The following is a 24535-nucleotide window of genomic DNA, read 5'->3' on the forward strand; positions in this document are numbered from 1 at the left end:
GCGTCCGCCCCGTCACACTCCTCGCCGTACACACAGACAAACCGCGCTGGCGAGGTGAGCAGAGATGGAACTGGGCATACGGAATCAGGTTGCGTTCGTCACGGGCGCGGGCAATGGCATAGGCTGGGCCTGCGCCCAGGTCCTGGCGCGCGAGGGTTGCCGGGTGGTCGTGGCGGATATCGATGCGCACGCCGCCGGGCGCGCCGCGCAGGCCATCGAGCAGGCGGGCGGCAGCGCCTTGGCGCTGACCCTGGATGTGGGACGGCCGCAGGCCGTGCGCGACGCCGTGGCGACCGTGCTCGCCCATTGGGGCGCCATCGAGATCCTGCTCAATAACGCCGGCTTCTCGCGCGACAGCGCGATCGGGGCGATGAGCGACGCGCAATGGACCGATGTGCTGACGGTCAATCTGTCCGGCGCGTTCCACTGCATCCGGGAGATCGCGCCGCACATGGTGGCGCGCAAATTCGGCCGCATCGTGAACATGGCCTCGCGCGCGCACTTCGGCGACATCAACAAGGCCAACTATTCCGCGGCCAAGGCCGGCGTCATCGGTATGACCAAGGCCCTGGCGCTGGAGCTGGGCGAGCACGGCATCACGGTCAATGCCGTGGCGCCCGGCATCATCCAGACGGCGCGCGTGCGGAACCTGCCGCAGTTCGCCGGCATCGAATCGCGCTCGCTGGGCGCCATGCCGATCAAACGCATCGGCCGGCCCGAGGAGGTCGCCGACGCCGTCGCGTTCCTGGCCTCGGCCAGGGCCGCTTTCATCACCGGGGAAGTCCTGCATATCAGCGGCGGCCGCTATGGCTGATGGGGCGCCGCCGCCGCATCCCGCTTTCCGACGATTCCATCACGAACCAGAAAACACGGAGACATCATGATCAAACCCTTGGGACTGTTCGCGGGCGCCATCGCCCTGTTGCTCGGCGCCAGCGCGGCGCATGCCGAGCCCTGGCCGCAGTCGCGCCAGCCGATCAGGCTGGTGATTCCCTTCGCGCCCGGCGGCACCACCGATATCCTGGGCCGTATGATGGCGGAGGGCCTGAGCCGGGAGCTGAAGGTCTCCGTCATCGCCGAGAACATCGCGGGCGCCAACGGCAACCTGGGCGCGCAGACGGTGGCGCGCGCCAAGCCGGACGGCAACACGCTGATGCTCGGCACGCCGGGGCCGATGATCGTCAACAAATACGTGTACAAGAACCTGGCCTTCGATCCGAAGACGGCGTTCGCGCCGGTGGCGCTGGTGGCGGAGCTGCCCAACGTGCTCATGGTGCGGCCCGACCTGGGCGTCGATGACGTGGCCGGGCTGGTCGGCCTGGCCCGCAAGGAGAAGGACGGCCTGACCTTCGGCAGCCCTAGCGTGGGCTCCAGCGGCCACGTGTCGACCGAGCTGTTCAAGCTGCAGGCCGGCGTCAGCGCCGTGCACGTGCCCTACAAGGGCAGCTCGCCCATGCTGGTCGACCTGATGAGCGGCAATACGGACTTCACGATAGACCAGATTTCCTCGGCGATCGGCTTCATCCAGGGCGGCAAGATCAAGGCCCTGGCGGTCACCTCCAGGACGCGTTCGGCGCAACTGCCGGACGTGCCCACCTTGCGCGAGGCGGGCTTTCCCGACTACGAGGTGTCGGTCTGGTTCTGCGTCGCGGCGCCGGCGGGCACGCCCGAGGACCGGATCCAGGCGCTCAACGCCGCGTTGAACAAGGTGCTGGCCGAACCCGCGGTGCGCGAGCGCCTGGCCTCGCTGGGCGCGCAGCCGCTGGGCGGGCCGGCGCAAGACCTGGCGCGCCAGATCCTGACCGAGGAAAAGAACATCCAGGCGGTAACGAAAGTCGTCTCGTTCGACAACTGACGCGGCGGCGCCAGCCGCGCTCAATTATTCAATGATGGAAGACGGTCACTCATGATTTTGATGAAAGATGTACGGACGGACAGCGTGTCCGCCGGAGGGTTCCGGGTCGTGTACCACGACTGCGCGCCGCAGGCCGACGATGCGAAGACGGTGGTCTTGCTGCATGGCACCGGCGGTTCCGCGGAAAACAATTTCTGGGCGCTGTTTCCCATGCTCGCCATGCGGCATCGCGTGGTCGCGCTGGATTTCGTCGACCCCGACGGCTCCGGGGTGCCTGACGCCCGGGCCTACGTGGAGCAGGCGCTGGCCGTGGTGGAGACCGTTTCCCGGGGCCGCGCGGTGCACCTGGTGGGGTATTCGTTCGGCGCCGTGATCGGCGCGCTGCTTGCGGCGCGCCACGGCCGCTGGGTCGAGTCCCTGACCCTGGTGGCAGGCTGGCTGAAGACGGATGCGCAGCAAAGGCTGCGCAATGCGGTCTGGCGCGGCCTCTACGAAAGCGGCCACGAAGCCCTCGCGCCGTTCTCGGTGTTCACCAGTTTCAGCCAGGCCTTTCTCAACACCAGGAACGAGGCCGAACTGGAAGCGCTGATCCAGGGCGTGCGCAACGGTCCCGACCGGTCCAGGAAGATGGCATTCAACCGCGACGTGGACATCGGCGACGAGGTGGCCGGCATCGCCGCGCCCAGCCTGGTCATCGGTTGCACGCACGACCAGATGGCGCCGGTGCGCCATTCGCGTCTGCTGTTCGGCAGCATCCAGGACTGCCGCTACGCGGAAATCAATGCCGGCCACGGCGTGGTGCATGAGCGCCCGTCCGAGCTCTTCACCATGATCGATGCCTTCGTGCGCGAGCCGCAAGCCTGGCCGGCCGGCCACATCGTCCAGAACAGCCACGCCTGAAACGCGGGAGACAGCCATGAAAGAACACGACGCCGCGCAAGGCGGCACGCGCACCGAAACCGAGGTGCTGCTCATCGGCACGGGCTTTTCCGGGCTGGGCATGGCCGTCGCGCTCAAGCGCGAGGGGCGGCGCGACTTCATCGTGCTGGAGCGCGCCGGCGATGTCGGCGGCACCTGGCGCGACAACCATTATCCCGGGGCGGCCTGCGACATCCAGTCCCATCTTTATTCCTATTCTTTCCGCCCCAATCCGCGCTGGAGCCGCGTCTACGCGCCGCAACCGGAGATCCTGCAGTACCTGCGCGACACCGCGCGCGACGAGGGCATCCTGGACCACGTGCGCTTCGGGGCCAACGTCGTGCGCGCCGCCTGGGACGCCGCGCAGGCGGCCTGGCTGGTCGATACCACGGCCGGACGCTTCAAGGCGCAGGTGCTGATCTCGGCGGCCGGCCACCTGTCCGACCCGTCGTTCCCCGATATCGAGGGGCTGGCCTCCTTCAGGGGCGCGGTCTTTCACTCGGCCAACTGGGATCACTCGTATGACCTGGCCGGCAAGCGCATCGGCGTCATCGGCACGGGGGCCTCGGCGATCCAGATCGTGCCGGAGCTGGCGCGCGACGCCGGGCAACTGACCGTGTTCCAGCGCTCGGCGCCTTACGTGATCCCGCGGCGCGACCATGTCTACAGCGAGGCCGAGAAGGGGTTGTTCGCGCGCTTTCCCGAAGCGGCCCAGGAGCTGCGCGACGAGTTGTTCTGGGGCAATGAAAGCCGCTTTCCGCAGCGGCGCCAGGTGCCGGCCTTCATCGAGCAGGTCACGGCCATGGCGCTGAGCCACCTGCGCAAGCAGGTGCCGGACGAGGCGCTGCGCGCGCAACTGACCCCCCATTACGCCATCGGCTGCAAGCGCGTCCTGATTTCCAATGACTACTACCCGGCCTTGCAGCAGCCTAACGTGGCCCTGGAGACCGCCGGCATCGCCCGCATCGACGAGCAGGGCGTGGTCCTGAAAAGCGGCGGGCGCGTGGACCTGGACCTGTTGGTGGTGGCCACCGGTTTCGAGGCGGCGGAGCTGCCGATCGCCGAGCGTATCCATGGCCGGCAAGGCCGGCGGCTGTCGGACCAGTGGCGCGCCGGCGGGCAGGCGTTCGCCTGCACCGCGGTATCGGGGTTTCCCAATTTCTTCCTCATGCTGGGACCCAACACCGGCCTGGGCGCGGGATCGATGATCTTCATGGTCGAGACCCAGATCAACTACATCAAGGGCGCGGTGGCGTTCATCTTCGAGCACGGCGCCATCGTCGACCCGGACCCGGACGCGCAGCGCGACTATGTCGAGAGCATCTACCGGCGCAGCGCGGGCACCGTCTGGTTGGACGGCGGCTGCAGCAGCTGGTATCTGCACCCGCAAAGCGGCAAGCTGACCACGCTGTGGCCGGACTTCATGACCCAGTTCCGCAAGGAAAACGGCACGTTCTCCCGGCAAGGCTACCAGGTGGCCCTGCGCGCGCCGCACGCCGCGGAGCAGGCATGAGCGGCGCCGCCGAAACACGCATCGCCGTCGTCGGCGCCGGCCTGATGGGGCATGGCATCGCCCAGGCCTTCATGGTCGCGGGCTTTCCGGTTTCCATCTGGGATCCGGCCGAGGCCGCGCGGGCGTCGGCCCCGCAACGCATCGCCGCGCACCTGGCGCTGCTGGGCATGGAGCGGCCGGTCACGGTCCGGGTGTGCGACACCCTGGCCTCGTGCGTGGCGGGCAGCCAGCTCGTGATCGAGGCCGTGCCGGAGAAGCTGGAGCTCAAGCGCGAGCTGCTGGCCGTCCTGGACGAGCTCAATCCCGACGCCATCGTCGCCACCAACACGTCGGTGCTGCGGATTACCGAGATCGCCGCGGACAGCGCCCGTCCCGAGCGCGTGGTGGGTACGCATTGGTGGAACCCGCCGTATCTGATTCCCGTGGTGGAAGTGGTGCGCGGCGAGCGCACCGGCGAGGATGTGGCCCGGCGTGTTTCGGTATGGCTGGCGCAGGCCGGCAAGACGCCGGTCGATGTCTATCGCGACGTGCCGGGCTTCGTGGGCAATCGCATGCAGTTCGCCCTGCTGCGCGAGGCGGCCTGGCTGGTCGAGGAGGGCGTCTGTTCCGCCGAGACGGCGGACCTGGTGGCCAGGATGACCTTCGGCCGTCGCTGGGCCTGCGTGGGCCCGTTGCGCAACGCGGACTTCATCGGCCTGGACCTGACCTGCGACATCCTGGATTACCTTGCGCCCAGCCTGTCCGATTGCAAGCAGGCGCCGCGGCTGCTGCGCGACAAGGTGGCCGTCCGGCAACTGGGAGCCAAGTCGGGGCAGGGCGTCTTCGAGTGGGAGGAAGGCGAGCGCGACGAAACCGAAGCCCAGTTGCTGCGACACCTGATCGCCGCCGCCGGCAAGCCCGGATAGGCCGGCGCGGTGCCTGTCCCCGCATGGGGAGCGGGCCGCAGCGGCCAAGGATGCAGGAGTGGAATTGCAATAAGCCTGCGTACGAGGCCTTCCGTCGCGTTTGAGGCGGCGCCGTGGCGGGCGTCGACGATGCGATGGTTTCCGGGGCCGGATGGCGACGTCGCCATCCGGCCCCGGTCCGTCTGGGCGCAGCAATCCACGCGACGTTCAGGGGTGCCTGTCCCCGCCGGGACAGGCACCCCGTGACGGGCGCCCGGCCGACCGACCCTCCTGACATACCCTAATACCCATTCCCGCTTCGATAAATAATCATATGGATTAAGTTGCAAATGATCTTGCATGTATGATTGCATTCAATCGTTCATATGAAATATCATTCAATCTACAAAGACTGATGCCAACCACGGGCAAGGTCGCGAAGAAGGGGGAGCAGAAATGGCTATCAAAGTCAGCCAGCCGGACAACGGGGTCGTCACCCTGCTGATGGACCGTCCGGCCAAGCATAACGCCTTTACCTGGGAGATGTACGAAGCATTCGGGGCGGCCTGCGATGCCTTGCAGGCCGACGATTCGGTGCGTTGCGTGATCGTGCGCGGGGCGGGCGGGGCGTTCTGCGCGGGCAGCGATATCGGCGGGTTCGACGAGAACCGCAGCGGGGTCGAGCAGGCCAGGGCCTACGCGGCATTCACCCTGGCCATGTTCGACAAGTTCAAGCACCTGCGCCACCCGACCATCGCCTGCATCGAGGGCGTTTGCGTCGGGGGCGGGCTGGAAATCGCCGCGCTGTGCGACATCCGGATCGCCCAGGCCGATGCGCGTTTCGGCATCCCCGTCAACCGGATCGGTTTGACGCTGGACCACCAGGAGCTGGCGGACCTGGTGGCGGTCGTCGGGCATGGGGTCGCGCTCGAGATCCTGCTCGAGGGGCGCGTGTTCGGCGCCCAGGAAGCGCTGGCCAAAGGCCTGCTGTCCCGGGTGGTCGACGATGCCTGGAGCGATGCCGACGAGACCGCGCGGCGCATCGCGCGGCTGGCCCCGCTGTCGAACCGGTGGCACAAGCAATTCATCCGCCAATTGCAGTCGGGCCAGCTCCTGACGCAGGCCCAGCGCGACGAGGCCTACGCGTGCTTCGACACGCAGGACTACCAGATAGGTTCCAGGGCGTTCCTGGAAAAACAACGCCCGCAGTTCATCGGTCGCTGAACGATCGCCACGACGACTCTTTTGTTGGAAGCATGCAATGACGAGTGACGCTGCAACTCCCCTGGCCGGTTTGAAAGTGCTCGATCTTTCCCAGATCATGGCCGGCCCCTATTGCACCATGGTGCTGGCCGACCTTGGCGCGGACGTGATCAAGATCGAGAAGCCTGCGGGCGGCGACGATTCGCGCCAGATGGGACCCTACGTCAAGGGCGAATCCACCTGCTTCGCGCAGATAAACCGCAACAAGCGCGGCGTTGTCCTGGACTTGAAGGACCCGCAGGCCCGGGACGCGGTCTACGAGCTGGCCAAATGGGCCGACGTGGTGGTCGAGAACTACCGGGTGGGGGTGACCGCCCGGCTGGGCGTCGACTACGACACGCTCAGCAAGATCAACCCCCGCCTGGTCTATTGCTCGATCTCCGGGTTCGGCCAGACCGGTCCCTACGCGCGCCACGGCGGTTTCGATCTGGTGGCCCAGGGGCTGAGCGGCATCATGAGCATGACCGGCGAACCCAACGGGCGTCCCTTGAAGTCGGGGATCGCGGTCTACGACGTGGGCGCGGGCATCACGGCGGCCTACGCCATCCTGGCCGCCTATGTGAACCAGCTCAAGACCGGCAAGGGGCAGCACATCGACATCGGCCTGGCCGAGTGCGGCCTGCCCTGGTTCGTCTGGGAGGCGGCCGCGTACTTCGCCGAAGGCACGGTCCCGCAGGCGACCGGCAGCCGCCATCGCGTCGATGCCCCGTACCAGGCCATCAAGACCGGCGACGGGTACATGGTGCTGGGCTGCGCCAACCAGCGCACGTGGGAGAAGCTGTGCAAGGAGGTGCTGTTTCGCCCGGAGCTGACCGAGGATGCGCGTTTCCTGACCAATATGGACCGGCTGGCGAACATCGACATGCTCGAGCCGCTGCTGGAAGCGTCCTTTGCCTCGGCGGGAACGCAGGAATGGATCCGGCGCTGCAACGAGGCCGGCGTGCCGTGCGGGCCCATCAACAACTTCAAGCAGGCGGTGGAAGACCCGCACTACCGCGCGCGCGAGATGGTCGCCAGCCTCGACCATCCTGTGATCGGCCAGATGAATGTCATCGGGATACCGACGAAGTTCTCGCGCACGCCCGGCAGCCTGCGCAAGGCCGCGCCGCTGTTCGGCCAGGATACGGACGAGGTGCTGCGGGGCATCGGCCTGTCCGATGAAACGATCGAGCAACTCAAGGCCCAGGGAGCTGCAGCCTGATCCCCTGTTTTCCGCATGACTCTGTTGGCCACACCAGCCCGTAAAGGGACTTGGACATTCTTAAAACAAACCTGACAGGAAGAGACATGACTACATCAATCAATGCTTCGCGCCGGCATTTCTCGCAGGCCATGATGGCCCTGGCCGCCATGGGCGCGGCAGGGCCGGTGTTCTCCCAGGGCCGTCCCGCGCCGTTCAAGGTGGGGGCCCTGAACTCGATCACGGGCGCTGGCGGCACCTACGGGCCGGGCATGCTGGAAGCGATCAAGATCGGCATTGCCGAAGTGAACGCCGCCGGCGGCGCCGCCGGGCGCGAGCTCAAGCTGTACGCCGAAGACGACCAGACGCGTCCCGACGCCGCCGTGCTGGCCGCCCGGAAACTGGTGGATATCCAGCACGTCGACGCCATGATCGGCATATGGTCCTCGGCGGTGCAGCTGGCCACGCTGCCGATCACCAACGCCGCCGGCATCCTGTCGTTCAATACCTGCGGCGCGCCGGAGATCCGCACGGAAGACAAGCGCGACCTGGTGTTCCAGTTCTATGCATCGAACGCCATCATCGGCGCCGCGTTCGCCGCCATCGGCCAGCGCCTGGGGTACAAGCGGGCCGCGGTGCTGGGCTACAACAACGCCACCATGTCGGTGCAGGCCAACCACTTCAAGGCAGCCTGGGAGAAAAAGGGCAACCAGATCGTCAGCTCGGCGATCTACGAGCCCAACCAGGCCACTTACCGCACCGAGGTCGAGAAGGCCGTCGCGGCCAAGCCCGACGTCATCGTCCTCAGCTCGTACACGCCGGACGCGACCATCCTGCTCAAGGAGTGGTACCAGACCGGCTACGAATGCAAGTTCATCATGCCCGGCTATTCGGCCACGCCGGCGCTGATCAAGGCCCTGGGGCCGGACGTGATGCGCAACATCGTGTCGACCGCGAACGTGCCGGCCAGCGACAACCAGGCGTACAAGGCCTTCGTCGAGAAATTCCAGGCCGTGACCAAGAGCCCGCCCGAAATGTTCGCGGCCGCCGCCTACGACATGGTCATCACGCTGGCGCTCGCGATCGAGGCGGCCGGGCCGGATGCCAAGCCCGCCGACCTGTCCGCGCTGGTCCGCCAGGTCTCCAATCCGCCGGGACAGAAGGTCAGCTCGTTCGTCCAGGGCCGCGACCTGCTGCGGCAGAAGGCGAAGATCGACTTCGACGGCGCGTCGTCCTCGCTCGATTTCGACGCCAACGGCGACACCGTTCCGGACTTCGGTATCTATGAATTCGATGGCAAGGCATTCGCCCTGAAGGACGTCGTACCCGGCGCAACGCTGATGTAGTCGCACGGCGACGCTTTTCTTCAAGGATGAATACTGTATGGATACAGTGCTGTTCGCCAATGCCATCATCAATGGCGTCATTGTCGGGTTGCTGCTGGCGTTACCGGCCTTGGCCATTACGTTGGTATTCGGCATAGCCCGGTTTCCCAACGCCGCCGCCGGCGACTACATGACCTTCGGCGCCTACGCGACCGTGGCCGCGCAGGCGTTCATGGGCGCGTCGCTGGTCGGCAGCGCGATCGTGGCGACGCTGGCCACCGGGCTGCTTTCCCTGTTCTTCTATTTCTGGGTCTTCAGGAAACTGGCGCAGCGCTCGCTGGTGGCGCGCCTGATCGCCTCGATCGGCATCGCCTTCGCCGTCAGGGCCGCCATTACCTTCTTCGCCGGGCACGGGCAATACACCATCCAGGCGCCGCTGCAGCGGGCCTGGAACTTCGGCGGGATACGCATCCTGCCGCTGGATGTGTACATCCTCCTGGCCGCGCTGCTTGCCCTGGCCTTCATGTTCGGCCTGCTTTACCTGTCGCCGACGGGCCGGCGCATGCGGGCCGTATCGGACAACCCGCAACTGGCGGCCGTCGGCGGCATCGGCGTGCGCAAGGTAATGGTGATCCTCTGGGGGATCGTCGGGGTGTTCTCGGGGCTGGGCGGCGTATTGCTGGGCATCAAGGCGACGGTGCTGCCGGAACTGGGCTGGGAACTGCTGCTGCCCATGTTCGCCGCGGTGATCCTGGGCGGGGTCGGCAGTCCGGTCGGCGCCGTGCTGGGGATGATCGTGTTCGGCATCGCCCAGGAGGTCGCGACGCTCTATATCGGGTCCGCCTACAAGATTGTGATCGCTTTCCTGGTGTTGCTGGTTGTCCTGCTGTTCAGGCCCCAGGGCATCATGGACCGCGTCCAGGCAGTGAGGTAAATGATGGAAGCCTATCTGATCGCTATTTTCATCACGGTGCTGATCTACATGCTGCTGGCCGGCGGGCTCGCCTTGCAGTACGGCTTCACCGGCCTGATCAACTTCGGCCACGTCGGCTTCTACGCCATCGGCGCCTACACCTCGGCCTTGCTGTCGCTGCAGGGGGGGCCGCTGGTGGCCTGCATCCTGGCGGCGACGCTGGTAAGCGGGCTGAGCGCCTATCCGCTGGGCGTGATCGCGCTGAGGTTGCGCGGCGACTACCTGGCCATTGTCACGCTGGGATTTTCCGAGTCGGTGCGCATGATCCTGCAAAAGGAAGAGTGGCTGACGCGCGGCGTGCATGGCATACCGGGCATCCCGCGCCTGTTCGGCCAGTATGCGTCCGGCGCGATGGTGGACGTGCTGATCCTGGCCACTTTGCTGCTGACCAACATCCTGGTGTTTTTGGGCATACGCAAGATCATCGGCAGTCCGTTCGGCCGCACCATCAAGGCCATTCGCGACAACGAAGTGGCCGTCATGGCCCTGGGCAAGAACCCGGCCTGGTTCAAGACGCGCTCCCTGATGATCGGCGCGGCGCTCGCCGGCCTGGCAGGCGCCTTCACGGCGCACTACCTGACCTTCATCGCGCCCGAGCAGTTCGTGCCTTTGATCACGTTCTACGTCTGGATCGCGATCATCGTCGGCGGGGTCGGCAGCCTCAAGGGCGTGGTGGCGGGAACCGTCATCCTGATGGTGTTCCTGGAAGGTTCGCGATTCGTCCGCGAGTTCCTGTTCTTCGACATCTCCGAAGTCCAGATGGCCAGCCTGCGTTTCTTCATCATCGGCGTGGGTTTGATCCTTTGCATCCTGTACCGGCCCAACGGCATATTCGGCAGCGCGTCGGCGGAGGGGAAATAAACATGGCACAGCTTTCCGTCCAGAACATCCGCGCGGGGTTTGCCGGCCTGCTCGCGCTCGACGACGTCTCGATCGCCGTGGAGAAAGGCGAGCGGGTGGGGTTGATCGGCACCAACGGCGCGGGCAAGAGCACCCTGTTCTCCGTCATCGGCGGCTATGTGCCCGCGCAAGGCGGCAGGGTGCATTTCGACGGCCAGGACATTTCGCAGTTCGGCGTCCAGCGCCGGGTCAATCTCGGTCTGGCGCGCACCTTCCAGGTGCCGCGCGAATTCGGCCAGCTCAGCGTGCTGGAAAACATGATGGCTGCCGCGCCGGACCAACGTGGCGAACATCTCGGGACGCTGTTCCTGTCGCCGGGGCGCGTGCGGCGGCAGGAGGCCGAGATCCGCGAGCGGGCGCAGGACCTGCTGGAATTCCTCAATCTTGCCAAGGTGGCCAATGTGCTCGCCGGCAAGTTGTCCGGCGGGCAGAAGAAACTGCTGGAGCTGGGGCGGCTGCTCATGATGAAGCCGGGCTTCATCATGCTCGACGAGCCCTTCGCCGGCGTCAACCCCGTGCTGGTCGATGAGCTTTCGCGGCGCATCGTCGAGCTCAACGAGCAGGGCATTACCGTGCTGATCATCGAACACAACCTGCAGGCGCTGTCGGAGCTGGTGCCGCGCATGTACATCATGGACCGGGGCAAGGTCCTGTGCGAAGGCACGCCGGAACATGTCCTGGCGGACGAGCGCGTCCGCGAAGCCTATATGGGCGGGACCGTATGAAGACGATACTTGAGTTGGAGAATGTGTCGGCCGGCTACGGCGAGACGCCGATCGTCCAGGGCATCGACATGTCCGTGTCGGAAAAGGAGATCGTCACCATCGCCGGCACCAACGGAGCGGGCAAGTCCACGCTGATCAAGGCGGTCATGGGCCTGCTGCCCAGGGTGGCCGGCAGCATCGTGCTCAACGGCAAGAGCCTGAAGGAGCTGCCGGTCGAGCGGCGGATCTTCCAGGGCATCGGCTACGTGCCGCAAGTCAGCAACGTCTTCGGCACCCTGACCGTCATGGAGAACCTGCAGGTGGTCGAGGCCGTCGACGACCGCAAGGCCATGATCGACCGGATGCTGACGCTCTTTCCCGTGCTGGCCGAGCGGCGCCGCACCCAGGCCGAGAACCTGTCGGGCGGCGAGCGCCAGCAGCTGGCCTTCGCCCGGGCCCTGATGTCCAAGCCCAGCCTGGTGCTGCTGGACGAGCCGTCGGCGGCCCTGTCCCCGGCGCTGACCGAGCAGGTCTTCAGGGAGGTCAAGCGCCTGCCCGAACTGGGCGTCGCCGTGCTGATGGTCGAGCAGCGGGCCCGCCAGGCCCTGGAATTCAGCGACCGGGGCTACATCCTCGATTCCGGCCGCATCGTGCTTGCCGATACGGCCCAGGCCCTTTTGCAGAACCAAGAAATGGCGGACCTGTACATAGGCCGGTCCGCCGCTTCCAACCAAGACTCGTGAACGAGGCTTTTTCTACCCAAGGAGTGATTTCGATGTCTGAAGAACGTACTGTGTCCCAACCGGCCGAGCGCCGGCCTGCCCCCTCCCGCATCGCCGCGCTGACGGTCGAGCAGGGGCTGCGTGAAATGGAGGCGGGCAAACTGAGCAGCGAGCAATGGACCCAGGCGTGCCTGGAGCGCATCGCGTCGCGCAATCCCGTCGTCAAGGCCTGGGTTTATGTCAACGCGGACAAGGCGCTCGAGCGTGCCCGCCTGGTGGACCGCGAAGGGCGGCGCCAGCGCCTGGACGGCGTGCCGCTGGGGCTGAAGGACATCATCGATACCGCCGACATGCCGACCGAGCTGGGCGATCCGGAGATCTTCCCCGGCCGCCGTCCTGCCGAAGACGCGGCGGTCACGCGCCTGATGCGCGAGCTGGGCGTGGTGCTGCTGGGCAAGAACACGGTGTCGCGGCACTCCATCATGCTGCCTGGCCCGGCCCGCAATCCGCACGACCCGTCGCGCACGCCGGGCGCCTCCTCGGCCGGCTCCGCGGCGGCGGTGGCGGACTTCCAGACGCCCATTTCGCTGGGCACCCAGACCGGGGGCTCGATCGTGCGGCCGTCGACGTTCTGCGGGGCCGTCGGCTTCAAGCCGACCATCGATACGCTGCCCTATGCCGGGTTGCGGCGCTACTCCCGTCCGCTCGATACGCTGGGCGCGATCGCGCGTTCGGTGGCCGACCTGTCGATCCTGTTCGGCGAGGCGCTGGGCGACCCCCGCTTCGACAGCGAGCTGGCGGTCAGGCGGGACTTCACCGTGGGCGTGTGGCGTCCGCTGGGCTGGGACGATGCGGAGCCTTGCGTGCGCGAGGCGTTCGACGACGCCGTCGCGCGCCTGCAGCAGGCCGGCGTGCGGGTCAAGGTGCTGGACATGCCGAAGATCTTCACGCAGATCGCCGACGACCATGACATCATCATGGCCTACGACCTGGCCCGCTCGTTCAAGGAGATCCGGCGCGACCACCATGACAAGTGCGACCCGGCGCTGCTCGAGTACCTGGACAAGGGCGACCGCGACACCGCGCAGGACTACGCCCGCACGCTGGACCTGGCCGACGCCTGCCGGCGCGCCTTCCTGGACGTCGCCCGCGATGTCGACGTGCTGCCCACCCCTGCGACCCTGGGCGAGGCGCCGGATGTCAGCGATACCGGCAGCAACATCTTCATCCGCATCTGGACGCTGCTGCACAACCCGTCGCTGACGCTGCCCATCGCGCGCGGTCCGCGCGGCCTGCCGGTCGGCCTGCAGCTGGTGGGGTTCCAGAAAGAGGACGCGCGCTTCCTGTACTGGGCCCGCTGCGTCGAGAGCATCCTGGGAACGCGGGTGCACGACGTCTGACCGGCCTGTTGCATGACGCGCCCGGCAACCCGCCGCCGATGCGGCGGGTTGCCGCTCCCTTCTCCAGTTGGATTTCCCTATGAGTAGTCTCTGGCTAGACCAGGCAAGAGGCAGCGAGCCTGCCTGCCCCGCCTTGCAGGGGGCGACGCGGGCCGACGTCTGTATCGTGGGCGGCGGATACACCGGCCTGTGGACGGCCCTGCAACTGCGCGAGCAATCGCCCGGCCTGGACATCGTGTTGCTGGAGGCGCAGGAGTGCGGCGCCGGCGCCAGCGGACGCAACGGCGGCTTCATGCTCAGCTGGGCGGCGAAATTCGAGACCTTGCTCAAGGTCTGCGGCACGGACGAGGCCTTGCGCCTGCTGGGCGAGTCCGAACGCATCGCCGCCGACGTGGCCGGGTACCTGAAGCGCCATGGCGTCGATGCCCAGCTGCGCCAGGACGGCTGGCTGTGGACGGCCAGCAATGCCGCGCAGGTGGATTCGTGGATGCCGTGCATCGAACTGCTGGCTCGCCATGGGCAGCAGGCCTTTGTCGCGTTGCCGGCCGACGAGGTGCGGCGGCTGTCGGGCAGCGCCGCGCACCTGGCCGGCGTGCTTTCCAGGTCTTCGGCGACGGTGCATCCCGGTATGTACGTGCGCGGCCTGCGCAGGATCGCGCTGGCCAAGGGTATCCGCATATACGAGCATACGCCCATGCGGTCGCTGCGCGCGCGTCCGCAGCCCACGGTGGCCACGGCGCGGGGCGAGGTGCGCGCGGCCAAGGTCGTGCTGGCGATGAATGCCTGGAGCACCCGCTTTCGCGAGCTGAACAAGGGGGTCGTGGTGGTGGGCAGCGATCTGGTGGCCACGGCGCCGCATCCCGAGGCGCTTGAAAAAATCGGCCTGACCAGCGGCGTGGCGATTTCCGATTCGCGCCTGTTCACCAATTACTATCGGAACACCTGCGCCGGCGAGATGGTGTTTGGCCGAGGCGGCGGGGACTTCGCCTTCAACGGCGCGGTGGGGCGGCTGTACGAGGGCCCGTCCGGGTTCGCCCGCGAGGTGGCGGCGATCCTGCACCGGTTCTATCCGGCCCTGGCCCCGCTGGGCATCGTGCGCAGCTGGTCCGGGCCCATCGATCGCAGCATGGACGGGCTGCCGTGCTTCGGCCATCTGGGCGGACATCCGGATATCGTCTACGGATACGGCTATTCGGGCAACGGCGTGGGCCCGACCTATCTGGGCGGCAAATTCCTGGCGTCGATGGTGCTGGAAAACGATGACGCCTGGCGACACTCGGCGCTGGCGCGCGGGCTGCGCGGGCGCTTCCCGCCGGAGCCGTTCCGCTATGTGGGTTCGCGCGTGGTGAAGGCGGCGCTGGTGCGCAAGGAGGCGGCCGAAGACCAGGGCCAGGCGCCGGCGCGCCTCGATACCATGCTGGCCGGGCTGGCGCCTGGCGGGCTGGTGCCGGTGGCCAGGAAGGAGAAAGCATAGCGGCGTCCGGCTGGATTGTGTTTTTTCTGACATACAAGATTGCATAAATTATTGGCTATAATCTATGGCGAATTTTCAGGCAACAATACACAGCCGTCCTCTATCCCCGGAATTTATGACCCAAGCCAGACGCCCGGCCAGCACGATCCAGGCCGTACTTACCAACCTGCGAGAGAAAATTTCCCTGCAGTCCATTCTTCCCGGCGCCCGTCTCACGGAAGAGGAACTGGTCGACAACTACAGCATTCCGCGGGCAATGGCGCGCGAGGTGCTGGCGGTCCTGGAAGATCGCGGCATCGTCCGGCGCATCCCGAACAAGGGGGCCGTGGTCGCGCATGTGGACATGCAGTGGGTGTATCACTATTACGATGCGCGCGAGGCGCTCGACGGCATGATGGTGCGGCTGGCCGCGCGCCAGACCCGCCCCGAAGACTGGGCGGACCTGGTCGAGCAGTTCGGCGAGCCTTTCCAGAAGGCGCTGGAAACGGGGGACGTGGATCGGCTCATTTCCTTGATCGAGACGTTCCGTAATCGCCTGCAGACGGCGGCCAACAACCCGGTCCTGTCCGATCTGGCGGAACGCATTCACGAGCGCATCCGCGTGGTGCGGCAGCGGGTCGTGCTGCTGCCCGGGCGCGCCGAAACCATGGTGGCCGACTACCGGGCGGTGCTGGCGGCGCTGGCGCGCTCGGACGCCGAAGAGGCCGAACAGCTCATGGGCATTCTGAACCGCAACAACCGCGCGGCGATCCAGAAATACGAGCGCTACGTCGTCTAGCCCGCGACCGGCCGGCGCGCCGCGATGGCGCGCCGGCCGCGCTTCAGCCGATGGCCGGCACTTCCCCGTCGTACACCACCACCCGCTTGATGCGGGGGCCCATGAACGCCTTCATGGCCACGTGCGCGGGGCATACCTGGTAGGCATCGTGGGCGGCCGCATCGACGAAGGCCGAGCTGGTCGCGTGCGTGTACCCCTGCGAGCGCGCCGCCACGTTCTCGCCGAAGTGATAGAGCAGCAGGCCGTCGCATTCCCGCTTCATGCGGGCCACGTATTCGTCCACGGTCCGGAAGAATCCGGCGTCGATGCCATCGTCGAATTCCATCATCACCACATGCAGGAACATCGTCACTCCTTGTCGTCAGCGTGAATCACATGTGCGCCAGCAGTCCGCCGTCGATGGCCAGGACATGGCCATTGACGAAGCGGCCGGCCTGCGACGCCAGGTACACGACCGCCGGGGCGATGTCGTCGGGGTCGGCCCAGCGGCCCAGCGGGACCTGGCTTTTCAGGAAGTCGTTGAACTGTTCGCGTTCCTGCAGCGCGGTGGTGAAACCGGTGCGCACGAAGCCTGGCGCCAGGGCATTGCAGGTGACGCCCTGGCCGCCGTATTCCACCGCCAATGCCCGGGTGAATGCCGCCAGGGCGCCCTTGGCGGCGGAATGGGCGGCAATGCCGGGCATGCACGCCAGGGCCGCCACCGACGAAGTGATGATGATGCGTCCGCCGCCCTGGCTGATCATGCCGGGCAGCACCGCGCGCGCGCAATGGAAGGCGCCGTTGACGTGCACGTCCCGCCCTGGACGATTGCCGCAGCGGTTCGAGGGCGCGCCGCACGCACAGGAACTGTCCCCGTACGTTGACGGCCATGGTGCGGTCCCAGTCCTCGACGCTGAGATCGCCGATGGCCGAGGTCGGCCCGGCGATCCCGGCGTTGTTGACCAGCACGTCCAGTCCGCCCAGCTCGGCCAGGGCATGCGCGAACCAGGCGTCGACCCCGGCTTCCGAGGCCACGTCGGCACGGTACGCGCCCAGGCCGGGCAGCGCGGCGCCGGCCGCCGCCAGCGCCTCGTCCGAGACGTCGCACACCTGCACGCGCGCGCCCCGTTCATGGAAGGCGCGGGCGATGGCCAGGCCGATGCCGGCCGCGCCGGCCGAAATCATGACGCGGCAACCGGTGAAATCGTCTTGATGGTCCATCCTGATGTCTCTCTTCTATGGCGAGGGCGGCGCCTCAATGCATGATCCAGCGATACGGGGCCAGCACCAGCTGCGGAAACGGGATCAGCAGCAGCAGGGTCGCGCATTGCGCCAGCAGGAACGGCCAGACGCCCTTGACGAGTTCGACCATGCGGGTGCCCGTCACGCCGGCCACCACGTTGAGAACGGCGCCCACCGGCGGCGTGATGAGTCCGATGGCGCAGGCCAGCATGAAGACGACGCCGAAGTAGACCGGGTCGATGCCGGCGGCCGTCACCGAAGGCAGCAGCACGGGGATCAGGATCAGGACGATGGGAATCATGTCCATGGCCATGCCGATCACGATCACCAGGCCGATGATGACCAGCATCAGCAAGGTCGGCGTGTCGCTGAAGGGGCTGATGATGTCGGAGACCTGCGCCGGCAGCCCGGCAACGGTGATCATCCATCCCGAGACGAGCGCGCCGGCCACCAGGAACATCACCATCGCGGTCATCTTGGCGGAGGTCAGGAAGACCTCGTAGAGCCGGCGCATGGGCAGTTCGCGGTAAATGCAGGTGGCCACGAAGATGGCGTACACCGCGGCCACCACGCCCGCTTCGGTGGGCGTGAAGATGCCGAAGCGCAGGCCGACGATGATGATGACCGGCAGCATCAGGGCCCAGAAACTTCTTACCAGCGACTGCCGGACCTCGGCACGATCCACCCGCGGCAGGGGCTGGATCCGTTCCTTGCGCGACAGCAGCCACCAGGCCACGCACAGCGACATGCCCATAAGTATCCCGGGCACGATGCCGGCCATGAACAGGCCGGTGATGCTGATGTTGCCGGTGACGCCGATCAGCACCAGGCCGATGGAAGGGGGGATGACCAGCGCGATGATGCCGGACGAGGCCACCAGCCCGCTGGAGCGCGCGCGGCTGTGCCCGGCTTTCATCATCATGGGCACCAGCAGGGCCGACAGGGCCGCCGCATCGGCGGCCGCCGAGCCCGACAGGCTGGCCAGAATGCAGGCGGCCAGGATGGTGACGTATCCCAGCCCGCCCTTGATGTGGCCCACCAGTTTGAGGGCCAGGTCGACGATGCGCGCCGACAGGCCGCCGGCGTTCATGACCGCGCCGGCGAGCATGAAGAACGGCACCGCCATCAGGGGAAAGCTGTCGGCGCCGTTGAGCAGGTTCTGGGCCACGATCTGGGCGTCGTAGAAGTCCAGCTGGTACATCAGCGCCACGCCCGTGAGGATCAGCGCGTACGCGACCGGCAAGCCGATGGCCAGGCCCGCCAGCAGCACGAAGACAAAGATTGCCAGCGTCATTATTCGGCTCCCGACTCGTGGGGGGAAATGAGTTTGTGCAGATTGGCTGCGGGAACGGTGAAGAGCTGGTAGAGCTGGTACAGCAGGATCAATCCCGTCGAGGCCGCGAACACCACGCCCACGCCGAAGAACCAGGCCTGGGACAGGCCGCTGGCCGGCGCGCTGGCGCCCATGTTCAGGGTCGTCTGCTCGATGCTGCCCAGCAGGATCAGCCAGGTCGCGTAGATCATCAGCAGGTTGGCCACGATCAGGCACACCCTGCGCGCAAGCGGTCCGAGCACCTGCAGCACCACGTCCACGCCCAGGTGCGAGCGCTCATGCAGCACCAGGATGGCGCCCAGGAAAGTCAGCCAGACAAAGCTCCAGCGCGACAGTTCCTCGGAAACGGGAATGCCTGAATTGAAGATGAAACGCAGCACCACATTGCTGAACACCATTACCACCATGGCTGCCAGGCAAATGACGATGACGGCTTTGAGCAGGGTGAAATAGGCGTGCACGATTCTTGTCATCGTCGACGTCCTTGAAGAGAGCGGGCGGTCGTGGCGACCGCCTCCTTACATGACCCGGCGACTTGCGCCGGCTTGTTGTTATTTGCGGGCCTGGTTGATCGTCGCCAGGGTGCGGTCGACCAGATCCGCGCCCAGCTCGGCCTTGTACTTGTCGGTCACGGCGGCGGTGGCCTGGGCCATGCGCGCCTTCTCCGCGGGCGCGATCTGGTTCATGGTCATGCCCGCGGCGGTCAGCTCGCCGACGACTTTCCGTTCCAGGTCGCGGCTGGTCGTGCGGAAGTACGCGACCGACTCATCGCACGATTGCTGGATGATGGCCTGCTCGTCCTTGCTCAGGCGATCCCAGAAGCGCTTGCTGGCCATGACGACCGCCGGCAGGAACACATGATTGGTTTCCGTCATGTACTTCTGGATTTCCTGGTAGCCGCTGCTCTTGGTCACCAGGTATGCGCTTTCCTGTCCGTCGATCGCCTTGGTTTCCAGGGCGGTATAGGTTTCGGGATAGGGCAGCGGCAGGGGGTTGGCGCCCAGGGCCTTGAAGGTGTCGATGTAGATGCGGTTCTGCAGCACGCGCAGTTTCAGGCCGTCGAAGTCCTCGACCTTGTTGATGGGGTGCTTGCTGTTGGAGACCTGGCGAAAGCCATAGTCCCAGTAGCACAGGCCCACCAGGTTCTTCGCGGCGAACTTGCCCAGCAATTCCTTGCCGACCGGGCCGTCGATCACGGCATCGGCCTCTTCGACCGAGTGGAACAGGAACGGCAGATCGAAGATCCCCAGTTCCTTCACGTTGTTGGCCGCGCCCGCGGTCGAGACCACGGTCAGTTCGATGATGCCGCCCTGGGCCGACGACATGGCCTGGATCTCGTTGCCCAGCTGTGCGTCGGCATAGCCGGTGACCTTGATCTTGCCGCCGGTTTTCTGGCCGACCAGTTCGATGAACTTGTCTGTCGCCAGGACGACCGGATTGGTCTTGCTGACCGGGTAGCTGAACTTGACGCGACGCTCCTGGATATCGGCGGCGGCCTGCATCGCCATGCCGGCCCCGAGGGCAATCGCCAGTCCTGCCGCAACACGCTTGTAGTGGAACTTCATCTGTCTCTCCTGTCTGGTTCTGGGAATGGTGTCTTGCCTGCTCACTTGAGCTCTTTGCCCGCCAGCTCGCCTTCCAGAAACTTGTTCGGCTTCAGGAAGAACGACAGCACCAGCGCGCCGTCGGGCGAGCGTGCGATGTGGCGATTGCCCTTCGGGCGCCATACGTAGTTGCCTTCCCGGACTACGCCTTCGTCGTCGACGATGCTGCCGCTGAGGACATAGGTCTGCTCGATCTCGACGTGTTCGTGCAAGGGCAGCGCGGTGCCCGGCGCCCAGCGGAACAGGGCGGTCAGCAAGCCGGTCTCGGGCACGTCGAGCAGGATTTTCATGTCGATGCCCGGGGTGGGCGTGGGCTTCCAGTCCAGCTCGTCGACGTTGACGTAGCGCGAGGCCAGCTCGCCGGTGGCATAGGGTTTCAGTGCGTCAGGGATGTTCATGGGGTTCTCCTCCGGGAGGACGCGCCAGGCGCGTCCGGAATCAAGCGACGATTTCGTTGGTCAAGGTGCCGATGTGCTCCACGCTGGCGGACACCACATCGCCCACTTGCAGGCAGCGGGGCGGAGTCAGGGCGAATCCCACGCCCTTGGGCGTTCCGGTGGCGATCACGTCGCCTGGCAGCAGCGTCATGCCGGCCGAAAGCTGCGCGACCACGGTGGCCACGTCGAAAATCATGTCCGAGGTGTTGTCTTGCTGACGCAGTTCGCCATTGACCGACAGCGACACCGCCAGATTGTTGGCGTCGGGAATCGCCGAGCGATGCACCACCACCGGGCCCATGGGACAGCTCGTGTCCAGGCTCTTGCCCTTGAACCACTGGCCGTGGCGCGCCTGCAGGTCGCGCGCGGTGATGTCGTTGACGATGGTGTAGCCGAACACATGGTCCAGCGCCTTCTCGCGCGGGATGTCGGCGCCGGCGCGGCCGATCACGATGGCCAGCTCCACTTCGTAGTCGAGGCTGTCGGTCAGGCCGGCATGGCGCTTGACGTGGCCGCCATGGCCGATGACGGCGGTGGGCGCCTTGGTGAAGAATTCGATGGCCTCGGGAAAACTGTTGGCGGGCCGGCCGCGCGCCAGGTTTCCTTCGATGATGTGTTCGCGGTAATTGCGCCCCACGCAGAACACATTGCGCGCCATGGGCAGGGGGGGCAATACGCGCACGGCCTGCAGCGTCGGCAAGGCGCCGACGTCCACGCCGTCGAGCAGGCCGGGTTCGCGCAGGCGGGCCAGCGCCTCCTCGCCCAGGGCGATGAGCTCGCCGACGTTGCGCAGCGCGCCGGGCAACCCCAGGTCGGGGCGCGCGGCCAGCAGGGCGGTCAGGTCCAGCACGCGGTTTTCGTCCAGCAACATGCCGAGACGCGATTGCTCCTGTACGGAGAAGGTCAGAAACTTCATTTCAGGCTCGAATCAGGGTTGAAGGCTAGGTCGGGTGGCGGCGGATTCACGCGCCGCCGCCCGACTGAAGGGCCTTGACGAAGGCGTCGTAAAGCGTGCGCACATGCTGCCTGGCCAGCTTTTCGGCCAGGTCGGCGTCGCGGCGTTCGATCGCGTCGATGATGGCCAGGTGCTCGCGCAGCGAGGTGCCGAAGCGGTGCAGGCGCTTGATGGTCTGGCGCCGATAGGTGGTCTGGCGATGGCCGAACGCCGCCCAGACGCGTTCGAGCAGGCGGTTGTTGGCCAGCGCGATGATTTCCTTGTGGAAGGCGACATTGGCCTGCCCGTAGGGCACCGGCGCGAAAGCATCCTCGTCCAGCCCGATGAAGGGGGCGAACAGGGCGCGCAGCCGCTCGACGTCGCGCTGCGAGGCATTGAGCGCCGCCTCGCGCGTGGCGAAGCCTTCCAGCTGTTCGCGCAGCTGGAGCCACTCGATGTATTCCTCGTCCGTCACCGGCGTCAGCAAGGCCCCGCGGCCCGGCCGCAAGTGGACCATGCCCGTGCTTTCCAGGCGGATCAAGGCCTCGCGCACCGGCGTGCGGCTGACCCCGAGCTGGTTGGCGAGATCCTCCTCGCGCACCCGCACCGGCTCGGTGATGTCTTTCATCATGTCCCGCAAGAGGGCGCTGACGTCCTCGAACACGGACTGCGCACCCGCTTTCTTTTGTATGCCAGCCATCGTTTTGTATACAGGATTAATTTACGTACGCAATATAACGATGCTGTGCACGGGATAGCCATAGGGGTTTACGCTAGCGCAAGCGCGCCCCGCACCGGCGGCCGGGCGCGGGCCGGCCGCCGGTGCGGGGCGCGCCGGCCGAGCCAGATCGATGGGTCATGCGCGGCCGCGTGCGGCCTGGCCGGATGCCTAGTCGCCGGGCGGGGCGGGGACATCGCCCAGCGGCACCTGGAGCGTCGACTTGGCGACGTTCATGGCGACGTTCATGGCGACGACGGTCCTGAATTTCTTCACGTTGCCGGCGGTGAAGAACAGTTCCCGGGTCAGGCGCTCGTACTCGGTCATGTCCTTGCAGTTGAGCACCAGCAGGAAGTCGAAGTCGCCCGTGACGTAATAGACCTGCTGGATCTGCGGACAGCGGACGAACCGGTTGGTGACTTCGTCGAGCAGATCCAGGCGCTCGTTCTCGATCTTGACCTCGACCATCAGGGTGATGGGCCGGCCGACCAGTTCGGGGTCGACCAGCGCGACGTTGGCGCGGATGACCTTGTTGGCCTCCAGCGCGGCGATGCGGCGGTTGACGGCCGATGCGGACAGATTCACGGAGCCGGCGAGTTCGCGCTGCGAGAGCCGGTTGTTCTCCTGGAGCAGTTCCAGGATTTTTCTATCGTACGCATCGAGGGTGATGGCCATGGTCGTCAACGCCGGATGGCCGCCCCGGCATGCCGGGCGGCGCGAGTCAGGTGGCGGATGGGCGGCGCGGCGACGCGCCGGCCGGCATCCGGTGCGGACCGCGCGGCGCCGGCGCGATGGCGAGCGCCAGCGGCCGGCGCGGCCCCTGGCGGTAGTTTATTGCGTAGGCGGCGCGTTTTTGGCCCGAATACCCGGCTTTATTCGGGCCGGTGTTGCACGGCGGCCGGCCTGCCTTCAGGCCCCGGCCAGGACGGCTTCGGGCGTGCGGCCCACGATGTCCTGGTACCGGGCGGGGTCGGTGGCGCCTTCGGTGTTGATGACGAAGATGCGCGCCTCGGCGTCGATGCCCAGGTCGCGGCGCATGCCGTCGTCGCGCGCGGCGGCCAGGAAGGCGGCCAGGCCGACGCCGCCGCTTTCGCCGGCCACGATGGGGGCGTCGCCGGCCGCCGGGGCGGCCAGGGTCCGCATGGCTTGCACGGCATCCTGCTCATCGACGGTCATGAAGGCGTGGGCCGTGCGCGCCAGGATGCGCCACGCGACCATGGACGGTTCGTAGCATTCGAGCATCGCCATGATGGTCGGCTCCTGTTCGTCGACGCGCACCCGTTTGCCCAGGCGCGCGCTTTCGAACAGGCAGGCCGCGCGTTGCGGATCGACCACGATGAACTTCGGCGCCGCGGCGCCCGCCGCTTCATAGGCCAGGCTCATGCAGGCGGCGGTGGCCGCGGCGATGCCGCCCACGCCGGCCTGGATGAAGACGTGGGTCGGCGGCTGCGGCATGGCCTGCATCGCTTCGCGCAGCAGGGTGGTGTACCCCTGCATCACCAGCGACGGAATGTGTTCATAGCCGGGCCAGGAGGTGTCCGAGACGATGGTCCAGCCGTTCTTCTGCGCGACCGCGGTGGCCTCGGCCACGGAGTCGTCGTAGTTGCCCTCGACCCGGACGATCTGCGCGCCGAACTGCGCGATGGCGTCGACCCTGGCCTGGCTCACGCCGGCATGCACGAAGATGACGGCGCGCGCGCCCACCAGCGCCGCGCCCTGCGCCACCGACTTGCCATGGTTGCCGTCCGTGGCGCAGGCCACGACGATATCCGCCGCGGCGGCGCGCACGGCCTGCGAGTCGAGCTCGTCGATGCCCGCCGCGCGCCCCAGCGCCTGCGAGGCCTGCTGCAAGGCCAGCCGGATCACGGCATAGGCGCCGCCCAGCGCCTTGAAGCTGCCCAGGCCGAAACGGGTGCTCTCGTCCTTGACCTGGATCGAGGCGACGCGTTGCGCCCGGGCAAGCCCGGGCAGCGCCACCAGGCGCGTCGGCGCGTAGCCGGGCCGCGCCCTGGCGAACCGCTCGGCCTGCTGCGCCGCCGATGCGTCGAAGACCTTCCGGTCAGGTTCGTCCAGCGGTTTGTTGCGGTCGGGGTGGGCGTTGATAAGGAGCATCGGTTCCTCGAATGAATGTTGCGAATTCCTGGGTGCCGTGCATCGGCACGCTGGAAATTCTAGGCTGGCCCGCCCGCGACAATCGCGCTAGTTCGCGCGCCTGGACGCAAGTTTGTACCGCTTTGCGTTCGCGCGGCGCGCCGTGCGCGCGGCCGATGTCGCGGGTAAACCCGCAACGTTTACCCGCCGTTGCGGCAAAACGGGCAGATATTGCGCCCAGCCTCGCAACAACGCATCAATCGCGCGCATGCCCCTCACTAGAATTTTGCCTGTCCCGCCGTCATGCT

The 24535-nt window shown here is 66.7% G+C and carries 25 protein-coding genes and 1 pseudogene; 15 read left to right on the forward strand and 11 right to left on the reverse strand.

Annotated elements, in window-relative coordinates; translation table 11 throughout:
• The first annotated feature begins 64 nt into the window (after positions 1-64).
• The 15 genes from fabG to LK409_RS08595 all read left to right on the forward strand — a co-directional run bounded on the left by fabG (position 65) and on the right by LK409_RS08595 (position 15889).
• Positions 65-814, forward strand: coding sequence for a 3-oxoacyl-ACP reductase FabG (fabG, locus tag LK409_RS08525; RefSeq protein ID WP_010926169.1), 750 nt, complete (start codon positions 65-67; stop codon positions 812-814).
• Positions 815-880: 66 nt separating this feature from the next.
• The gene (locus LK409_RS08530) at positions 881-1855 is read left to right on the forward strand and encodes a Bug family tripartite tricarboxylate transporter substrate binding protein (protein WP_010928365.1); all 975 of its coding nucleotides are present in this window, start codon (positions 881-883) and stop codon (positions 1853-1855) included.
• A gap of 60 nt (positions 1856-1915) precedes the next feature.
• On the forward strand, positions 1916-2755 hold the full coding sequence (locus tag LK409_RS08535; protein WP_225665818.1) for an alpha/beta fold hydrolase: 840 nt from the start codon (positions 1916-1918) through the stop codon (positions 2753-2755).
• Positions 2756-2771: 16 nt separating this feature from the next.
• Positions 2772-4286: a flavin-containing monooxygenase gene (locus tag LK409_RS08540; protein ID WP_010928367.1), complete on the forward strand. Its 1515-nt coding sequence runs from the start codon at positions 2772-2774 to the stop codon at positions 4284-4286.
• Positions 4283-5191 carry a 3-hydroxyacyl-CoA dehydrogenase family protein gene (locus LK409_RS08545; RefSeq protein ID WP_010926173.1) on the forward strand — a complete coding sequence of 303 codons (909 nt, stop codon included), beginning with the start codon at positions 4283-4285 and terminating at the stop codon, positions 5189-5191. Before LK409_RS08540 ends, LK409_RS08545 begins: the two co-directional genes overlap by 4 nt.
• A 435-nt stretch (positions 5192-5626) precedes the next feature.
• Positions 5627-6394 carry an enoyl-CoA hydratase-related protein gene (locus tag LK409_RS08550; RefSeq protein WP_010928368.1) on the forward strand — a complete coding sequence of 256 codons (768 nt, stop codon included), beginning with the start codon at positions 5627-5629 and terminating at the stop codon, positions 6392-6394.
• Positions 6395-6431: 37 nt separating this feature from the next.
• Positions 6432-7634 carry a CaiB/BaiF CoA transferase family protein gene (locus LK409_RS08555; RefSeq protein ID WP_010928369.1) on the forward strand — a complete coding sequence of 401 codons (1203 nt, stop codon included), beginning with the start codon at positions 6432-6434 and terminating at the stop codon, positions 7632-7634.
• 86 nt (positions 7635-7720) lie between these two features.
• Entirely contained in the window at positions 7721-8959 is a 1239-nt protein-coding gene (locus LK409_RS08560; protein ID WP_010928370.1) for an ABC transporter substrate-binding protein, read from the forward strand.
• A 37-nt stretch (positions 8960-8996) separates the two neighbouring features.
• Positions 8997-9872: a branched-chain amino acid ABC transporter permease gene (locus LK409_RS08565; protein ID WP_010928371.1), complete on the forward strand. Its 876-nt coding sequence runs from the start codon at positions 8997-8999 to the stop codon at positions 9870-9872.
• Positions 9873-10772 carry a branched-chain amino acid ABC transporter permease gene (locus tag LK409_RS08570; RefSeq protein WP_010928372.1) on the forward strand — a complete coding sequence of 300 codons (900 nt, stop codon included), beginning with the start codon at positions 9873-9875 and terminating at the stop codon, positions 10770-10772. It begins immediately after the preceding gene.
• Positions 10773-10774: 2 nt separating this feature from the next.
• The gene (locus LK409_RS08575; RefSeq protein WP_003819916.1) at positions 10775-11536 is read left to right on the forward strand and encodes an ABC transporter ATP-binding protein; all 762 of its coding nucleotides are present in this window, start codon (positions 10775-10777) and stop codon (positions 11534-11536) included.
• Complete coding sequence (locus LK409_RS08580) at positions 11533-12258, forward strand: ABC transporter ATP-binding protein (protein ID WP_010926176.1); 726 nt, start codon at positions 11533-11535, stop codon at positions 12256-12258. The genes LK409_RS08575 and LK409_RS08580 overlap by 4 nt, the downstream gene beginning before the upstream one ends.
• Positions 12255-13637 carry an amidase gene (locus tag LK409_RS08585; RefSeq protein WP_010928373.1) on the forward strand — a complete coding sequence of 461 codons (1383 nt, stop codon included), beginning with the start codon at positions 12255-12257 and terminating at the stop codon, positions 13635-13637. The genes LK409_RS08580 and LK409_RS08585 overlap by 4 nt, the downstream gene beginning before the upstream one ends.
• A 79-nt stretch (positions 13638-13716) precedes the next feature.
• Complete coding sequence (locus tag LK409_RS08590) at positions 13717-15111, forward strand: NAD(P)/FAD-dependent oxidoreductase (RefSeq protein ID WP_010928374.1); 1395 nt, start codon at positions 13717-13719, stop codon at positions 15109-15111.
• A gap of 115 nt (positions 15112-15226) precedes the next feature.
• Positions 15227-15889 carry a GntR family transcriptional regulator gene (locus LK409_RS08595; protein WP_226376531.1) on the forward strand — a complete coding sequence of 221 codons (663 nt, stop codon included), beginning with the start codon at positions 15227-15229 and terminating at the stop codon, positions 15887-15889.
• 43 nt (positions 15890-15932) lie between these two features.
• Here the strand turns inward: LK409_RS08595 and LK409_RS08600 are convergent, their stop codons facing one another.
• The 11 genes and pseudogenes from LK409_RS08600 to LK409_RS08645 all read right to left on the reverse strand — a co-directional run bounded on the left by LK409_RS08600 (position 15933) and on the right by LK409_RS08645 (position 24248).
• A complete protein-coding gene (locus tag LK409_RS08600) occupies positions 15933-16241 on the reverse strand; it encodes a Dabb family protein (RefSeq protein ID WP_003809704.1) in 309 nt (102 codons plus the stop codon).
• Positions 16242-16260: 19 nt separating this feature from the next.
• Positions 16261-16680, reverse strand: a complete 420-nt coding sequence (locus tag LK409_RS22660) for an SDR family NAD(P)-dependent oxidoreductase (protein ID WP_231840526.1) — start codon at positions 16678-16680, stop codon at positions 16261-16263.
• Between the two features lie 67 nt (positions 16681-16747).
• A pseudogene (locus LK409_RS22665) lies at positions 16748-17089 on the reverse strand (SDR family NAD(P)-dependent oxidoreductase); the annotation flags it as partial.
• 34 nt (positions 17090-17123) lie between these two features.
• Positions 17124-18404, reverse strand: a complete 1281-nt coding sequence (locus LK409_RS08610; RefSeq protein WP_010928376.1) for a TRAP transporter large permease — start codon at positions 18402-18404, stop codon at positions 17124-17126.
• Complete coding sequence (locus LK409_RS08615) at positions 18404-18916, reverse strand: TRAP transporter small permease (protein ID WP_010928377.1); 513 nt, start codon at positions 18914-18916, stop codon at positions 18404-18406. Before LK409_RS08615 ends, LK409_RS08610 begins: the two co-directional genes overlap by 1 nt.
• A gap of 78 nt (positions 18917-18994) precedes the next feature.
• Complete coding sequence (locus LK409_RS08620; protein WP_010928378.1) at positions 18995-20053, reverse strand: TRAP transporter substrate-binding protein; 1059 nt, start codon at positions 20051-20053, stop codon at positions 18995-18997.
• Positions 20050-20445 carry a cupin domain-containing protein gene (locus LK409_RS08625; protein ID WP_003809710.1) on the reverse strand — a complete coding sequence of 132 codons (396 nt, stop codon included), beginning with the start codon at positions 20443-20445 and terminating at the stop codon, positions 20050-20052. The genes LK409_RS08620 and LK409_RS08625 overlap by 4 nt, the downstream gene beginning before the upstream one ends.
• A gap of 40 nt (positions 20446-20485) precedes the next feature.
• The gene (locus tag LK409_RS08630; RefSeq protein WP_003809711.1) at positions 20486-21400 is read right to left on the reverse strand and encodes a fumarylacetoacetate hydrolase family protein; all 915 of its coding nucleotides are present in this window, start codon (positions 21398-21400) and stop codon (positions 20486-20488) included.
• 46 nt (positions 21401-21446) lie between these two features.
• Positions 21447-22118 (reverse strand): GntR family transcriptional regulator, encoded by a 672-nt coding sequence (locus tag LK409_RS08635; protein ID WP_010928379.1) that lies wholly within the window; start codon positions 22116-22118, stop codon positions 21447-21449.
• 189 nt (positions 22119-22307) lie between these two features.
• On the reverse strand, positions 22308-22811 hold the full coding sequence (locus LK409_RS08640; RefSeq protein ID WP_010928380.1) for an Lrp/AsnC family transcriptional regulator: 504 nt from the start codon (positions 22809-22811) through the stop codon (positions 22308-22310).
• Between the two features lie 234 nt (positions 22812-23045).
• Positions 23046-24248: a diaminopropionate ammonia-lyase gene (locus LK409_RS08645; protein WP_003809714.1), complete on the reverse strand. Its 1203-nt coding sequence runs from the start codon at positions 24246-24248 to the stop codon at positions 23046-23048.
• Positions 24249-24535: the final 287 nt, after the last annotated feature.

This window comes from Bordetella parapertussis, from assembly GCF_020735925.1.
Taxonomy (GTDB): domain Bacteria; phylum Pseudomonadota; class Gammaproteobacteria; order Burkholderiales; family Burkholderiaceae_B; genus Bordetella; species Bordetella pertussis.

What these genes read in the sequence shown, in the direction of transcription:
- fabG (WP_010926169.1), top strand. Translation starts at nt 65, where the DNA reads ATGGAACTGGGCATACGGAATCAGGTTGCGTTCGTCACGGGCGCGGGC.
- LK409_RS08530 (WP_010928365.1), top strand. Translation starts at nt 881, where the DNA reads ATGATCAAACCCTTGGGACTGTTCGCGGGCGCCATCGCCCTGTTGCTC.
- LK409_RS08535 (WP_225665818.1), top strand. Translation starts at nt 1,916, where the DNA reads ATGAAAGATGTACGGACGGACAGCGTGTCCGCCGGAGGGTTCCGGGTC.
- LK409_RS08540 (WP_010928367.1), top strand. Translation starts at nt 2,772, where the DNA reads ATGAAAGAACACGACGCCGCGCAAGGCGGCACGCGCACCGAAACCGAG.
- LK409_RS08545 (WP_010926173.1), top strand. Translation starts at nt 4,283, where the DNA reads ATGAGCGGCGCCGCCGAAACACGCATCGCCGTCGTCGGCGCCGGCCTG.
- LK409_RS08550 (WP_010928368.1), top strand. Translation starts at nt 5,627, where the DNA reads ATGGCTATCAAAGTCAGCCAGCCGGACAACGGGGTCGTCACCCTGCTG.
- LK409_RS08555 (WP_010928369.1), top strand. Translation starts at nt 6,432, where the DNA reads ATGACGAGTGACGCTGCAACTCCCCTGGCCGGTTTGAAAGTGCTCGAT.
- LK409_RS08560 (WP_010928370.1), top strand. Translation starts at nt 7,721, where the DNA reads ATGACTACATCAATCAATGCTTCGCGCCGGCATTTCTCGCAGGCCATG.
- LK409_RS08565 (WP_010928371.1), top strand. Translation starts at nt 8,997, where the DNA reads ATGGATACAGTGCTGTTCGCCAATGCCATCATCAATGGCGTCATTGTC.
- LK409_RS08570 (WP_010928372.1), top strand. Translation starts at nt 9,873, where the DNA reads ATGATGGAAGCCTATCTGATCGCTATTTTCATCACGGTGCTGATCTAC.
- LK409_RS08575 (WP_003819916.1), top strand. Translation starts at nt 10,775, where the DNA reads ATGGCACAGCTTTCCGTCCAGAACATCCGCGCGGGGTTTGCCGGCCTG.
- LK409_RS08580 (WP_010926176.1), top strand. Translation starts at nt 11,533, where the DNA reads ATGAAGACGATACTTGAGTTGGAGAATGTGTCGGCCGGCTACGGCGAG.
- LK409_RS08590 (WP_010928374.1), top strand. Translation starts at nt 13,717, where the DNA reads ATGAGTAGTCTCTGGCTAGACCAGGCAAGAGGCAGCGAGCCTGCCTGC.
- LK409_RS08595 (WP_226376531.1), top strand. Translation starts at nt 15,227, where the DNA reads ATGACCCAAGCCAGACGCCCGGCCAGCACGATCCAGGCCGTACTTACC.
- LK409_RS08610 (WP_010928376.1), bottom strand. Translation starts at nt 18,404, where the DNA reads ATGACGCTGGCAATCTTTGTCTTCGTGCTGCTGGCGGGCCTGGCCATC.
- LK409_RS08615 (WP_010928377.1), bottom strand. Translation starts at nt 18,916, where the DNA reads ATGACAAGAATCGTGCACGCCTATTTCACCCTGCTCAAAGCCGTCATC.
- LK409_RS08625 (WP_003809710.1), bottom strand. Translation starts at nt 20,445, where the DNA reads ATGAACATCCCTGACGCACTGAAACCCTATGCCACCGGCGAGCTGGCC.
- LK409_RS08630 (WP_003809711.1), bottom strand. Translation starts at nt 21,400, where the DNA reads ATGAAGTTTCTGACCTTCTCCGTACAGGAGCAATCGCGTCTCGGCATG.
- LK409_RS08635 (WP_010928379.1), bottom strand. Translation starts at nt 22,118, where the DNA reads ATGGCTGGCATACAAAAGAAAGCGGGTGCGCAGTCCGTGTTCGAGGAC.
- LK409_RS08640 (WP_010928380.1), bottom strand. Translation starts at nt 22,811, where the DNA reads ATGGCCATCACCCTCGATGCGTACGATAGAAAAATCCTGGAACTGCTC.
- LK409_RS08645 (WP_003809714.1), bottom strand. Translation starts at nt 24,248, where the DNA reads ATGCTCCTTATCAACGCCCACCCCGACCGCAACAAACCGCTGGACGAA.